Origin of the sequence: Mycobacterium sp. (assembly GCF_035653355.1) — a bacterium.
Taxonomy (GTDB): Bacteria; Actinomycetota; Actinomycetes; order Mycobacteriales; family Mycobacteriaceae; genus Mycobacterium.
The window spans coordinates 1-13,805 of record NZ_DASRBZ010000200.1 but is presented as its reverse complement, the minus strand read 5'-3'; the positions used below and the strand labels follow the sequence as shown (position 1 = coordinate 13,805).

15 protein-coding genes and 1 pseudogene are annotated in these 13,805 nt (G+C 63.2%); 7 read left to right on the top strand and 9 right to left on the bottom strand.

What is annotated here, in order from left to right:
- Both VFA16_RS06860 and VFA16_RS06855 read left to right on the top strand, forming a co-directional pair.
- A partial coding sequence (locus VFA16_RS06860; protein ID WP_324967091.1) for an acyl-CoA dehydrogenase occupies positions 1-751 on the top strand: 751 nt, incomplete at its 5' end.
- Positions 748-1,677, top strand: a complete 930-nt coding sequence (locus VFA16_RS06855; RefSeq protein ID WP_324967090.1) for an SDR family NAD(P)-dependent oxidoreductase — start codon at positions 748-750, stop codon at positions 1,675-1,677. The genes VFA16_RS06860 and VFA16_RS06855, both read left to right, overlap by 4 nt.
- 398 nt (positions 1,678-2,075) lie before the next feature.
- On the opposite strand, the gene VFA16_RS06850 is transcribed toward VFA16_RS06855, so the two are convergent.
- Positions 2,076-2,861 carry a spirocyclase AveC family protein gene (locus tag VFA16_RS06850; protein ID WP_324967089.1) on the bottom strand — a complete coding sequence of 262 codons (786 nt, stop codon included), beginning with the start codon at positions 2,859-2,861 and terminating at the stop codon, positions 2,076-2,078.
- 253 nt (positions 2,862-3,114) lie between these two features.
- On the opposite strand from VFA16_RS06850, the gene VFA16_RS06845 reads away from it, so the two are divergent.
- The 4 genes from VFA16_RS06845 to VFA16_RS06830 all read left to right on the top strand — a co-directional run bounded on the left by VFA16_RS06845 (position 3,115) and on the right by VFA16_RS06830 (position 7,491).
- Positions 3,115-4,401: an amidohydrolase family protein gene (locus VFA16_RS06845; RefSeq protein WP_324967088.1), complete on the top strand. Its 1,287-nt coding sequence runs from the start codon at positions 3,115-3,117 to the stop codon at positions 4,399-4,401.
- A gap of 222 nt (positions 4,402-4,623) precedes the next feature.
- The gene (locus tag VFA16_RS06840) at positions 4,624-5,898 is read left to right on the top strand and encodes a TetR/AcrR family transcriptional regulator (protein ID WP_324967092.1); all 1,275 of its coding nucleotides are present in this window, start codon (positions 4,624-4,626) and stop codon (positions 5,896-5,898) included.
- Between the two features lie 80 nt (positions 5,899-5,978).
- On the top strand, positions 5,979-6,821 hold the full coding sequence (locus tag VFA16_RS06835) for an SDR family oxidoreductase (protein ID WP_324967087.1): 843 nt from the start codon (positions 5,979-5,981) through the stop codon (positions 6,819-6,821).
- Positions 6,822-6,855: 34 nt separating this feature from the next.
- Positions 6,856-7,491 carry a maleylpyruvate isomerase family mycothiol-dependent enzyme gene (locus VFA16_RS06830; protein WP_324967086.1) on the top strand — a complete coding sequence of 212 codons (636 nt, stop codon included), beginning with the start codon at positions 6,856-6,858 and terminating at the stop codon, positions 7,489-7,491.
- A 52-nt stretch (positions 7,492-7,543) separates the two neighbouring features.
- Here VFA16_RS06830 and VFA16_RS06825 read toward each other — a convergent pair.
- From VFA16_RS06825 to VFA16_RS06815, 3 genes and pseudogenes are all read right to left on the bottom strand, one after another.
- Positions 7,544-7,756: pseudogene (locus VFA16_RS06825) on the bottom strand (dihydrodipicolinate reductase); the annotation flags it as partial.
- 94 nt (positions 7,757-7,850) lie between these two features.
- The gene (locus VFA16_RS06820; protein ID WP_324967085.1) at positions 7,851-8,852 is read right to left on the bottom strand and encodes an NAD(P)/FAD-dependent oxidoreductase; all 1,002 of its coding nucleotides are present in this window, start codon (positions 8,850-8,852) and stop codon (positions 7,851-7,853) included.
- Positions 8,853-8,975: 123 nt separating this feature from the next.
- A complete protein-coding gene (locus VFA16_RS06815) occupies positions 8,976-9,476 on the bottom strand; it encodes a helix-turn-helix domain-containing protein (RefSeq protein ID WP_324967084.1) in 501 nt (166 codons plus the stop codon).
- A gap of 475 nt (positions 9,477-9,951) precedes the next feature.
- On the opposite strand from VFA16_RS06815, the gene VFA16_RS06810 reads away from it, so the two are divergent.
- Positions 9,952-10,161, top strand: a complete 210-nt coding sequence (locus tag VFA16_RS06810) for an MmpS family transport accessory protein (RefSeq protein WP_324967083.1) — start codon at positions 9,952-9,954, stop codon at positions 10,159-10,161.
- 27 nt (positions 10,162-10,188) lie between these two features.
- On the opposite strand, the gene VFA16_RS06805 is transcribed toward VFA16_RS06810, so the two are convergent.
- The 5 genes from VFA16_RS06805 to VFA16_RS06785 all read right to left on the bottom strand — a co-directional run.
- Entirely contained in the window at positions 10,189-10,620 is a 432-nt protein-coding gene (locus VFA16_RS06805; RefSeq protein ID WP_324967081.1) for a hypothetical protein, read from the bottom strand.
- A gap of 1 nt (position 10,621) precedes the next feature.
- Positions 10,622-11,878, bottom strand: coding sequence for a DUF58 domain-containing protein (locus tag VFA16_RS06800; protein ID WP_324967080.1), 1,257 nt, complete (start codon positions 11,876-11,878; stop codon positions 10,622-10,624).
- Complete coding sequence (locus VFA16_RS06795; protein ID WP_324967079.1) at positions 11,875-12,843, bottom strand: MoxR family ATPase; 969 nt, start codon at positions 12,841-12,843, stop codon at positions 11,875-11,877. Before VFA16_RS06795 ends, VFA16_RS06800 begins: the two co-directional genes overlap by 4 nt.
- Positions 12,840-13,325 carry a hypothetical protein gene (locus VFA16_RS06790; protein ID WP_324967078.1) on the bottom strand — a complete coding sequence of 162 codons (486 nt, stop codon included), beginning with the start codon at positions 13,323-13,325 and terminating at the stop codon, positions 12,840-12,842. Before VFA16_RS06790 ends, VFA16_RS06795 begins: the two co-directional genes overlap by 4 nt.
- Positions 13,322-13,805, bottom strand: a 484-nt coding sequence (locus VFA16_RS06785; protein ID WP_324967077.1) for a DUF4129 domain-containing protein, incomplete at its 5' end; no start/stop codon positions are given. The genes VFA16_RS06785 and VFA16_RS06790, both read right to left, overlap by 4 nt.

Genomic DNA, 13,805 nt, shown 5'->3' with positions numbered 1-13,805 from the left:
CGCAACGGTGGGGCCCTTAGACCTCAACCGCCCTCTGCCGACGGCCACGGAGGAAAGCGGTCTGGTGGCGCTACGCGGCGAGATCAACGCGTTGCCGGATGCGGTCGCGGCGAGCTTGTTGCTGGTGCTGGCCGATGAGCCCAGCGGCACAGCACTTTTCGCAGTGGAAACCTCCTCCCCTGGTGTCGTTGTGACACCGCAGCGCGGGATCGATCAAACTCGCAAGCAGTTTCGCGTCACATTTGACGACACCCCGGCGCAGCGTCTCGCCGTCGCCTCCCCGGATAAGATCGACGCGCTCGTCGACGACGTGCTGATCGGCTCTGCCGCCGACGCACTCGGTGCCGCCCGCGGGATCATGAATTCCGCTGTCGAATATGCCAAAGTACGAAAGCAATTCGGTCAGCCGATCGGCGCCTTCCAAGCGATCCAGCACCTTTGCGTCGACATGTATGAGATCGTCGAGCTGGCACGTAGCGGTGTCATGCAGGCGCTGTGGGCTGCCGACGCTGCTGATCCCGGCGAGCGGCACTCGGCCGCCCTGCGCGCGAAAGCATTCGCCGGCCGGCTGGCCACCGTCGGCGACACTGCGATCCAGGTCTTCGGCGGCATCGGCTACACCTGGGAGCACGACGCCCATCTCTACCTCAAGCGCCTCTTGAACTGGCACTCGTTCCTCGGCGGACCCGACCGCTACCTCGAGGAAGTCGGCGCGCAACTCGTACACGAATCGACAAGGAGCAACGCGTGATCGACTTCACCGGCCAGGTTGCCGTCGTCACCGGAGCAGGGCGAGGCCTGGGCCGCCTGTATGCGATCGAACTCTCGCGCCGTGGTGCATCCGTCGTGGTCAACGACCTCGGCGGAACCATGCATGGCGAAGGCGCGGACACAAGCGTCGCCGATAAGGTCGTCGAAGAGATCGAGCGCGCCGGCGGCAACGCGGCGGCATCGCACGACTCCGTCGACAGCCCGGAAGGCGGAGAGGCGATCGTCCGCATCGCGGTCGACCGGTTCGGCCGCCTCGACGCGGTGGTGAGCAACGCCGGCATCTTCAACAGCATTCCGTTCGACGAGCTGTCCCCCGACGACTGGCGACGCATGCTCAGCGTGCACCTCGACGGCGGTTTCTATCTGAGCCAGCCCGCGTACCGGGTGATGAAGACCCAAGGTTACGGCCGGTTCGTCTTTATCTCCTCGTCGGGCGGGATGTTCGGGCAGCCGCTGGAGGCACATTATGCGGCGGCCAAAGCGGGGCTGGTGGGGCTGACGAACGTCATCGCGATCGAAGGCGCCGAACATGGAATCCTCGCCAACGCCGTGCTCCCGTTCGGGTTCTCCCGGATGGTCACCGAAACCGTCGGAGACCCGAAAGCCCTTGAGGAATTGGGCTTTCTGAAAGTGATACAGCCCGAGCTGGTCGTGCCCATGGTCGTTTTCTTGGCCAGTCGGGCCTGCGAGTTCACGCATCACAATTACTCCGCCTGTGCAGGCCGCTTTGCACGGGTGTTTGTCGGCCTGGGCGAAGGCTGGCTCGCAGAGCCCGGCAGCAACCCGACCGCCGACGATGTCGCGGCTCACTTGTCCGAGGTGTTGGCAACAGAGCCGTTCACGGTGCCGGCGTCGATCTTCGAGGAAGTCTTCGCAGTCTGCGAGCGCCTTGGAATCACTGCTTAGCTCCATCGCGCTGTAATGCAATGGTGAAGCACATCGGTGCAGGCCGAATTGATGCGTCTCAGCAGTCGTGTTAAGCAACTGCACGGCATTTCGAACCGGCGAGGAAATTACGACGCTGAGAGGGGCACGGTTTGTCGGCCAGCAACAGCACGCGCCGCCAGAGCCACTACGTCCGTGCCACACGAAGCAGCGGGGCCCGGTTTGTGGACTCGGCGTCGGCAGAGCCGAAATTGCCCGACACAATCGATTAAGCTCGTCGTCAATCACGCACTACCGATGCTCGTCGATGGTGAACCGGCCACGCACTGGGTCGCCGCTCGCTTCAACGGAGAACCCACCACAGCCAACTGCGGCGAATTCTGACCGGCTCATCGGTTGCTCGGGCGGGAGGCGGTGGCCTACTGGGGTTGGTTCGGTACACCTGGGAACAATTGGGCCGTGGGTCCTGCGGTCACCCAGCCCCCCAGCTTCGTAACGAGATGGGGCGCGAAAACCGCGCCGTAGAGGACGTTTCCGACGACCACGACCGCGATGATGGATAGAACTGACGATTGAAGCCGGCTCGTCGACCTCTTGTCGGCCCACATTTCGATGACGTTTCGTCCTTCGGGATCCGTCCGACCAAGGAGGTAAGTGAAGACCATCATTTGCACGCCCATCGCCAGGGAGTCGTAGATCGGGTACTGGTGCTTGGTCCCCTCCCACAGTCCTAGCCCGGGAATCACACGGCCGTAGTAGAAGACGCCGAGCCTGGCTCCCACAACCGCGTTGAAGAGGAAGGCCCAGCAGAAGCCGACGACGAGCCCGGCGGCAAGGAGGGACCTGGGTCTGCGCCAGTGGAACTTCGCGCTCACCCATCGCCCGAGCGCCGCGCCGATCACGGCAGGCAGCACGAAATAGGAGATGTAGCCGATCGGCACGGACGAGGGCAGGCCGCCCCAGGTCATGTTCAATGGCCACCACGACGGCATGCGCGGTAGAGCAGGCGGGAACTGCGCATACATTGCCCAGTCGTAGGGCGCCTCAACCCAGGAGAACGAGATCGCCGAGATGCACAGCAGGAGCAGTGGGTGCAGGCGGCGTCGCCGATAGCTCAAATACACGCCGATTGCGATAAACGCGATGCCTCCGACGTAGGCGAAGCATAGGGATGCCTTCAGCAAGGGCGTCAACTCGGCGCTCATCGGTCGTGGTCTTGGCTTGGAGCACGACGTGCTTCCGGATCGAAGTGTTGTACCAGCCCGAATACCAAGACGATCAATCCGAATAGCGTGCCAAGCATGATGACAGCGCCCACGTCCGCAACTCCTTTTTGATACGAGCTCGATCACCGTGGAGGCCGTTTGCTCTGGCGTGCGCCAAGCTCTCGGCCGTTGTTGACCAAATATCTGTTCCACAGTAGAGTCGCGTTCGCCGGACGCACAAGGAGCAGACACCATGAAAATGGACGACTTCGTCCTGGTCTCCGTAGACGACCACCTTGTCGAACCGCCTGACATGTTCGAGGGTCACATCCCCGAGAAGTACAAGAACGACGTGCCGAAGTTGGTCCAGCGACCCGACGGAACCGACGCATGGGTATTTGAGGGGCAAGAAGCCACCAATGTCGGCTTGAACGCGGTCGCCGGCCGCCCACCCGACGAGTACGGCGCCGAGCCAACCAAACTCAGCGAGATTCGCGAGGGCTGCTACAACATCCATGAACGCATACGGGACATGAACGCCAATGGCGTCGTCGCCGCGATGAACTTCCCGTCCTATCCGCAGTTCTGCGGTCAATATTTCGCCCGCGCGCAGGACAAAGACCTCGGGCTTGCGGTTCTGCGCGCATACAACGATTGGCACATCGACGAGTGGTGCGGAACCTACCCGGGCCGCATGATTCCGCTTGCACTGCCACCGATTTGGGACCCACAGCTGATGGCCGAGGAGGTACGGCGGGTAGCCAAGAAGGGCTGCCATGCCGTGACGTTCTCCGAGAACCCGGAGAAACTCGGCTACCCCTCACTGCACAATCCACATTGGGATCCGTTCTGGCAGGCCTGCAACGACGAGAACACGGTCGTGTGTCTGCACATCGGCTCGTCGTCGTCGGTGGTGATCACGTCGATCGAGGCGCCGGTCGACACCATGATCACGCTGCAGCCGATGAGCATCGTCAACGCCGCAGCCGATCTGGTGTGGTCGCCGGTCCTGCGCAAGTTCCCCGACCTGAAGTTCGCGCTGTCCGAGGGCGGGATCGGGTGGATTCCGTATTTCCTCGAACGCATCGACCGCGTCTACAAGATGCACCGGGCCTGGACACATCAAGACTTCGGCGACCAATTGCCCAGCGATGTGTTCAACGAGCGGATCATCACCTGCTTCATCGACGACGGCTTCGGCATCGCGAGCCGCCACAAGCTCAACATCGACATGATCACCTGGGAATGCGACTATCCGCATTCCGATTCGACCTGGCCGGTCGCGCCGGAGACGCTGGCGATCTCTCTCGACGGTGTGCCCGATGACGAGATCAATAAGATCACTCATGAGAACGCGATCCGGCTCTTGTCGTTCGACCTGTTCAAACACGTACCACGCGAACAGGCAACCGTCGGCGCCCTGCGGGCGCAGGCCAAGGACGTCGACCTGGGCTACCGCTCCTCGGCACGGCTCAAGAAGACCGGAACCGAAACCGTCACAGTGCTGGACCTGGCCGCGAAGCTACCGACGTCGAGCTGAGCGGAGGCTCTCAGCAGGCACAGATCGCGGTTACCCTCTGGTAGCGTAAAACCAAAGGTTGGGTCGGGGTTTCGCCCCAACCAGGACGCAATCCGGAGCCGTGGAGGTGTGGTGGGGCTTCAGCAACCGGCCCGCGCTGCGGCCTCCGCGAAAGCTGCCCGCTTAGACGCCCGCGACAACAAGGTGCCGGTGCGGACCGGGCGAGCGGCACGGTCTCGCGCGGTGCCGTCCGGCAAGGACGTCGGAGGTGCCTACGACGACGGGACGCGCCGGACGGAGATCCTGCAGACCGCGGCGTCGCTGATCGCCTCTTCGGGCTTGCGGACGTCGCTGCAGGAAATCGCCGACGCGGCGGGCATTCTCCCCGGAAGCCTGTATCACCATTTCGAGTCCAAAGAAGCGATCCTGGTCGAACTGGTCCGGCGCTATCACGCCGATCTGGAGCGCATCGGCGAAATCGCCCACGACAGACTGGATGACCCTGGCTCCCGTCCAATCTCCGACAAGATCGTCGAGCTGGGATCGGCAATCGCACGGTGCGCCGTGCAGCATCGCGCCGCCTTGCAGATGTCGTTCTATGAGGCGCCCAGCGCCAATCGGGAGCTTGTCGCACTGCTGCGCCAACCGCCCACCGCCGTCCAGGACGCGATGCTGCAGACGTTGCGGGCGGGCAGATGGAGCGGTTACATCAGAGCCGATATCGAGCTGCCCACGCTGGCGGACCGCATTTGCCAATCCATGATGCATGTCGGTTTGGACGTCATCCGGCACACCGCAGTTGCTGACGAGGCCGCCGCATTGTTGTGCCGCATCATGTTGCAGGGTTTGGCAAGCCGGCCACCCAGCGACGAGGAATTGAACCGTTCCAAGGCTTTTGCGGTCGCGGAAGAAGCTATCGAGACATGGACCGAGGAGGGTAAGTCTGAGGCCGACGATAAGGCCGCGTATGTCCGTGCGGTGGCGCGGGCTGAGTTCGGCCGCAAAGGCTATGAAGTCACCACCATCAGGGACATCGCTTCCGCCGCGGGACTCGGTACGGGCACCGTCTATCGATTGATCGGTTCCAAGGACGAACTTCTCGCGTCAATCATGGAGTCGTTTGGCCACAAGGCCGGCGGAGGATTTGCCAGCGTCCTTCGCGCCGACGCAACACCCGTCGAAAAGCTCGACGCACTGACCTGGATCAACATCAATGCGTTGGACCGCTTCCCGGACGAGTGGAAGATCCAGCTGGCCTGGATGCGCCAGTCCCCACCAGACACTCCTAATCCCGGCTTGTTGTTCACCATGCGACTACGACAACTCAAATCGCTGCTATCGGAAGGGATTAGGTCCAAAGACATACGCATCGACAGCCCTTCACTCGAGATGCTCTCGCGCTGCGTCATGGACGTCCTGTGGATGCCCGAAAACATCGTTCGGACCCAGGGGAAGCAGACCGCGCTGACGCTGGCGCGTGACACGGTGGTGCGCGGGGTCGCCGAACGCACGGGCTGAGCGCCGAGCCTATTGAAACCAAATATATGTTCCGCATAGAGTGCTTGTGTGCTTCTGCAGTGGCCTGAGAAAGGAGAGCCATGACGGCCATCGATCAGTTCCGATACGACGGCAAGCGGGTGCTCGTCGTCGGCGGCGCTACCGGAATGGGCGCTGCCGCAGCCCAGACCGCGGCGGAGCTCGGCGCCGAAGTGGTCGTGATGGACTACGCGCCGGTGCCATACGACGTCGCGCAAACGGTGCAGGTCGACCTTTCCGATCGGTCGTCGATCGACTCAGCTCTTGCGCAGGTCGACGGACCGATCCATGCCATCTTCTCGGCTGCCGGCGTGGCGGACGGGCCGAAGCTGATGCGGATCAACTTCATCGGCCACCGGCATCTGATCGAGACAATGCTGGCCGATGGCCGACTCCCCCGCGGTTCGGCTATCTGCTTCATCTCATCGGTGGGCGGTATCGGCTGGGAAAGCGATCTGCCGAGGCTCCAGGAATTCCTGGCGACACCCGACTACGAGTCGGCCGATGCCTGGGCGAAGGCTCATGAGCCGGAAGGGATCATCCACTACGGCTTCAGCAAGCAAGCGATCAATGCATTCGTCGCGACGAAGGCTTACCCGTTTTTGGCAAAGGGCCTGCGGATCAATGCCATCTGCCCGGGCCCGACCGATACGCCGCTCGCCCGGGCGAATGCCGATCTCTGGCTAACCTTCGCCCAGGACTACCGCGATGCCACCGGCTGCGAGATCCACACACCGCAGCAGATGGCCAACGCAATGGTCTTCCTCAACAGCGATGCCGCCTGCGGCATCAGCGGCGTCACCCTGCTGGTCGACAACGGCCACGTGATGTCATCACTTACCGGGTCGTGGGCGCCAGGTAAGCCAATCATCGACCTCATCATGGGACGCGTGTCGCTGACGTAGCGGTCATCTGTGCGTCTGAACACCACTAATGCGAGTGGATCGTCAGTTTGTATTTGCGGCGGTCGCTGAAGAATGCGGCCGGATTGCAGATTTCATTGATGAACTGGATGACACACAGTTGGCGACGCCAAGCCTCTGCGAAGGATGGAGCGTCAAGACGGTGGCAGCACACCTGCTTAGCGTCATCCTCGACGGTTTCTGGGTTTTTCAATGGACGACTCTGCGGCGCGGCAGTCTGGCACGCGCGATCGATGAGCTGGCGCAGCGTCGTGCTCAATCGCCTGCCGCAGAGATCGCTGACCACCTGCGTCGGTACGCCGATCGGCCGATAAGCCCTCCATTGTTCGGACCACTCGACCCACTCGCCGCTGTTCTCGTGCATGGCGGCGACATCAGGATCCCGCTTGGGCTGGCCTTCACTCCAGATGTGCAGCGAGCAGCCCTGGCGCTCGATTTCCTAGCGGGCCCCTGGCGGATTGGCTTTGTCCCGTTAGGCCGATTGCGCGGAATTTGTCTTCACGACAGTAGCATTGGCCGGTCGTGGGGCAAGGGGGCTGAAATCCGGGGACCAGCTGCCGCATTGATGATGGCTGCTGCTGGTCGAACTGCACTGCTCAATGAGCTCGACGGGCCAGGACTACCGCTGTTGCGTCACAGATTGGCTGCCTGACGATTTGGACGTGGCGCAGTGAATCGACCGGCTATGGCGCGGAGTGTTCGAGTATCTGATCGGCCACCGCTTCGGCATCGCGCTGCGGGCCGCTAACGGCATACACGACGCAGTCTGGCTGCATGGCGATCAGCGCATCGGCATAGTTAGTCGCAGACACACCAATCGCGGTGCCGACAGCCAGCTCCCCGGCGTCCCGCCCGACCTTCTCCGGGGAATGTACCCATCTAAACTCGGGAGACGGGCGTTGACGCGACCGCTCCAGACCCGGTCTCGCTCGGACGTAGTGCCCTTCCCAGGGCGGCGTGGGCGGCCTGGGAAGGGCACCCCGCTCGGATTGGTAACCGTGTTCCTTGGCATCAGGCGTCGACATGTTCCCTCCATTCCGGTATCGGTAGGCCGACGTCCTCGGCCAATAAACTCTGCACAACCGACACGGCCGCGAGCGAACCTGTCGCGATCGCCGAGACCACCTGGGGCATCTGCGCACTCGCACTGGTGTCGCCGGCCGCGAAGACTCCGGGAACCGTTGTCCGACAAAGCGCATCGACTGCGATGGGATTCGCCGCCGCCGGCGTCGGCTCACCGAATCCGACCCCGAGCTGTTCAACCAGCTGCGACCGCTGATGCAGTGTCGTCGCGACGAGCAGACCGCTGCGTGCCAGCCGAGTTCCGTCGGTGAACACGACCGCCACCAATTCGCCATTGCTTGACGCAAGTTCGGCAACGGGCCGCTCGTCGACCACGACGCGTGCAGCGGCCAACCGGGATCGGTCGTCACCATCGAGCTCCGCAGCCCCTCCAGTCAGGAGCACAACGTCGTCGCTCCATCCCCTCAGCAATAACGACGCATGCACTGCCCGCTTACCGTTCGCCAATACCGCCAACGGTTGATCGCGAACCTCCCAGCCGTGGCAGAACGGGCAGTGGAACGCCGACCGCCCCCACACCTCCGCGAGCCCTGGCAGCGCAGGCGGCCGGTACTCCATGCCAGTGGCCAGCAGCACCCGACGCGTGCGTTCACGCCGACCGTCGGACAGTTCCAGTTCGAACACATCGCCGGCACGCTCACCCGCCACCACCTCAACGGTCCGCACTTCGACGGACGGGTAGGCGGCAATCTCCCGCCGCCCGGCCTCGTACAGCTCGCCTGGCGGTCGGCCGTCGTGACCCAACAACCCACCGATGCCGTGGGCGGCCAGGTTGCTCTGCTGACCCGCGTCGACTAGCATCGTTCGCCGCCGCGCCCGGCCGAGTACCAGACCTGCGCTCAAGCCCGCGGCTCCGCCACCGACGACGACGCAGTCCCATATCGAGTTCTTGACCAGGTGGGCAACAGTATTGCTTTTCGTTGACGTCATCCTTCAGTCCTTCATTTATTAGTTACCTTGGCCCATAAGTAGATTCGTGATCCTCAGGCCGTTTCCTTGACCACTACCGCCGCCAATCCTCGATGCTGCGCATGTCGTCAGGGGGCACCGACTTCACCGCTCTGCCCCCGGACGGATTCGCGCCTCGGTTTGCGCAAGCTGGACAGTGTGCCCTTCCGCACATTGCACGTGCGTCACTAGGGATGCGCCGCAGCCTTCGCCGTGGACGAGATCCAGGCGTCTGGCGTCTCCTTGCAACAGCAATCCAAACTCAATCAGGCTGACAAGCACCGGAAAGAGCTGGCGGCCGCGTCCGGTGAGCACATACTCGTAGCGAGTGCGTTGCCCTGGTACCTTGTAGGGTTGCTTAGTCAGGACTCCCGCGTCGACGAGCTGTTTGAGCCGCGTGGCCGCGATTTGTTCGGTGAAGCCGGCTCGTTCGGCAAAGTCCTCGAAGCGGCGAGTGCCATAAAATGCCTCGCGAAGAAGGACCAGCGCTGAACGGGTTCCGATGGTGTCCAGGGCGCGCTCAATCGGACAGAACTCGCGGTGGGCCGCTCTGTCAACGGTGGCTAGCCGCCCAGAAAGGGTTATCGCGTCCGAGGCCGTGTCCATAGCACCAGAATAGCAGCTGGCACCACAAAGGCATAGTCAGCTTGTCAAGGTGGTGGCAGTCGACGCGGCGCCGGCGAGAAGCGATCACGGGTCACTAGTGATGTGCACCGACTGAGTGATCGAAGTCTCAACTAGCCAAGATTTAGTTAAAACGGTGGCGCACAGGCGCCCTCAGCCTGTTGGTCAACGGACCGTCGATGTTGCCTTCTCCCGTTCCGGTACCGCGAGCCGCACCACTGTCGAGCAGGCGCCACCTGCGCTGACCGTGGCGCAGGCTCCCCATTATGGGCTATCACGCCGTACCCGCTCAGTCCGATCCAAGGCCAAGAATGGAAGATGGCTTCATCTCAACCGATCTAGGCGCTGTGTGGGTGCCGATTAGCCGAAGCTGGGTGTGCCGAATTGACTGAAATATTCTAGAGTCTGCCAGCTGCCCAAAACAGGTACGTCGACAACGGTTCCAGGTGGGAGTGCGATGGCTCTGGTGAAGCGGATATGGGTTCCGCTGGTGATGGTCTTGGTGATCGCGCTTGCATCGGTTGCGGTGGTGCGGCTGCATGGAAACCAGCGGTTGGCCTGCAGTTCAGCGGCTGATACGTTCACGGAACAATGCTTAGGTTGCTTGTTTGCCCGCATATCGTCGACGCCCCGCCGGGTTTGCTCACTGCGCTCGTTTTGCCACTGACGCTTCCAACGCAGGCCTTCCGTGCGGTCACCGCACGAATGGGCGGGTCACCAATACGTAAACAGCGAATACCGCCAGCGGCGCGACCACAGGCAGCCACGGCAGCTGCAGCGGAAACGACACCGCGACCAGCCCTACGAACGTAAACCCCGCGGCGGCAATCATTGTCGGCGGCGTCACCGTCATCGCAGCGGCGGCTGACCCGGTTGCGTGTCGCAACAGCAGATAGACGGCAGCCGCCAGGCCGGACAGCGCAACCGTTACCGGCGACGGCTCGGTGAGCGCGATCACCACCACGGTGAGTAACAGCGCGAGCGTCGCAGCCGGCCGAAAAACCATGCCCGCCATCACCGCAAGCACCGCAAGCGTCGCGGCAACGAACGCCGGCCCATGCGACCCGACGGCGCTCACCGCCACCATCAGCAGCCCGAACGTGGTTGACAAGATACGAACCAACATGTCATCGCGCCCGTACCGGGCGGCGGTGGTCGGGCACCGCGCGCATCGATTGATCCAATGTCTGATCCGATCGCCAGGCCACCACGTCAACGCCGACCGTTGCCATGTCGCGATACATCGCGGACCGCTGCAATGCCCACAACCGGGCGACCAGCGGATCCTGCAGATCCTCGAACGGCGCCCCCTGGAGGACATCGACGGCGACCACGACATGGCCGCGTTTGCGCAAGTCGATCAGCGCCAGCGCGAACTCCGTGTCGAGCATCGTCGAAAACGCGACGACGATCGCACCGGGAGGCATCGCGGCCCGCGGCGCCAACGTTCCGCTGGTGGTTTCGAATCCATCGCCTGCGGCCAGCACGGTGTCGAGGATTCGATAGAACTGCCGCTGTCCGATATCGGCGCCGAGCCAGCGCGGTTGGCGTCCACCGAGTGCAATGATCCCGGCGCGGTCGCCGCTGCGCAGCGCGGTTTGTACCACCTGAGCCGCCCCCCGTGCGATTCGCTCGGTGGCCTCCGTCGCCGGTCCCGGAGGCTGCGGATAGGTGTCGATCAGCACCACGACGTCGGCGGCGCGGTCGGTCAACCGTTGGGTCACATGCAATCTGCGGCGGCGTGCGCTCACCGGCCAGTTGATCGTGCGCAGCTGGTCGCCCGGCACATACGCGCGAATATCGGCGTATTCGACGCCCGGGCCGATGTGTCGGGTGAGGTGGGTGCCCAGGCGATCAAGCAACTCGGTTTGGGGAATCATGGTCGATTGTGGCGGCGCCACCGGAAAGACGATGACTTCGGCGACGTCAACGGTTGCGGTGCCCGCGAGCAACCCGCCACGAGCGACTACGTCGACTCGCGCCCGGATCGGATAGCGGCCCCACCGGCTGGCCGACACGGCCACGGATTTCCGTTGACTCAACGTGTTGTCCACAATGTCGAGTTGCATGCCCTCGATGGTTATAACGCTGAGATGCACGGCGGCGCTGTCTGATTCGACGGTCACCCACACGCTGAGCTCTACCTGTTCGGATTCGAAGCATCGCTGTGAACCTGGTTGGGCGTGTGCGTTGACCTTGGGTGCATGAGGCTGCCAGCTGATGGAACACAACACGCCGACCAATGGGGCAGCAAAGGCGATCAGCTGCCAGCGCGAGCCAACCACGGCGGCCGCCAGCGCGACGCCCGCACAAGTGGCGATGGCTATCGTCAGAGGCGAAGCGCGCCAACTGAGCTCGACATCGCAGGTGTTGGGTGCAGTCATTGAGTCGTCCCGCGTGCCCGCGGTACCGGCACCCGTCGCAGCAGCTCCTCGATGACATCGGAGCCTTGGATTTTTCTCACCCACATTTCCGGCCGCAGGGTAATCCGGTGTGCCATGGCTGGTACGGCGAGCGCCTTGACGTCTTCGGGTATCACGTAGTCGCGGCCTAACAAAAGCGCACGGGCGCGGGAAAGTTGCACCAGATCGAGTTCGGCTCGTGGACTTGCGCCGACGGCAACCTGTGGGTGGTGTCGGGTGGCGTTGGCCAGCGACACGACGTAGTGCAAGACGTCGTCATGCACGGTGACCTGTTCGACGGATTCACGCATCGCCAACAGGTCGTGTGCGTCGACGACTTGATTGACTGTCGGCTCGGCCGAGCCGCGTTCAAGGCGGCGGCGCAGCATCGAGGCTTCGTCGTGCTCGGAGAGGTAGCGTAGTTCCAGCCGAATGGCGAATCGGTCAAGTTGCGCTTCCGGTAGCGGATAGGTGCCCTCGTACTCGATCGGATTGTCAGTGGCTAAAACGATGAATGGGGTTGGCAGCTTGTGGGTTTCGCCGTCGATGCTGACTTGACCCTCGGCCATCGCCTCCAGCAGCGCGGCCTGCGTTTTGGGCGGGGTTCGGTTGATTTCGTCGGCGAGCAGCAGATTGGTGAAGATCGGTCCGCGCCGGAACTCGAAGCGACCGGACTGCATGTCGTAGATCGTCGAGCCGAGCAGGTCGGCCGGCAACAGATCGGGGGTGAACTGCACGCGGGTGAAGGCCAGTCCTAGCGCGGAGGCGAAGGAACGGGCGATCAGTGTCTTCCCCAGGCCGGGGAGGTCTTCGATGAGCACGTGCCCGCGCGCCAGGACTGTGGTGAGGATGAGTGTGAGTGCGGCCCGCTTACCGACCACTACTTGCTGGATTTCGTCGAGCACTGCCTCGCAGTGCGCGGTGGTGGTCGCGGCCGGCATCGTCATGTCTGCTCCAAGCGTTGCAGAATTTCCTCCAGCGTCTCACGACCCGGCCCGGGCTGCTGAGCCCCGGCGCGCGCGATATTGTCGGGATTCACCCATCCCCACAGTTCCGGGCCGAAAAGCATTCGGCCGGCCGCCTGGAACGCTGCGCGATCTTTGGCTTGCCGTTGCCCGGTCGCGATTTCAAACCGCCGGGCCAGGATGGGACGCAGATGACGATCCCAGTCCAATCGGGTGGATTCCGACCAACGAATCATGGTCTCGGTTCGAGTCAGCCAGCTGCGCAGCGAGTTCCCGAATAGGTCGGCGCTGGGCTCGGCCGGTCGGGGTGAGATGTCGCGGCCCACGAACCGGCGGACAGAGAAGATAGCGAAAGCCGCCGCGGCACCTGACGTCCACAGCACAAGTCGTCGGTCATGCAGCGCCAAGGCAAGCAGCTCCGTTCCCACAATGATGCAAATGCTGGAGACCACAATCTTTTTCATGCGGCGCTCCGCAACTCCGCCAGCACCAGTTGCAGCGCCTGCACAGCGACCTCGCGGTGGCTCTCGTTCATCACATGCGGACTGAACCGGGCCTCGGCGAACAGGTTTACCAGCTGGGCGGCGTTTTCCGCATGCAGCGCATGGTGGTCGACAGCTCGGGCCAGCACTTCCGTCGGAGTGTCGAATGCTTGGGGGACCGCGCCGGGGAAGTGCGCGAGTTCGCCTTCCATCGCGGCGTAGCAGCCGATGATCGCCTCGCGCGGTTCGCGGCTGAGGTCGCCGATCTCAGCAAGGCCGAGTTCTGCTGCGCGCGCGAGACTTTGGGAGCCCTTCGGCGCGGGTTGGGGAGGCTTCTCGGTCGGGACGAACGATGTCGGGATGCGCCGTTGTCTGCGAAAGCCGAATGCCGCGGCCGCGGCGAGCACCACCACCAGCGTCACCGTCGATGCAGCGAGATAGCCCAATACGTCGCGGCCACCC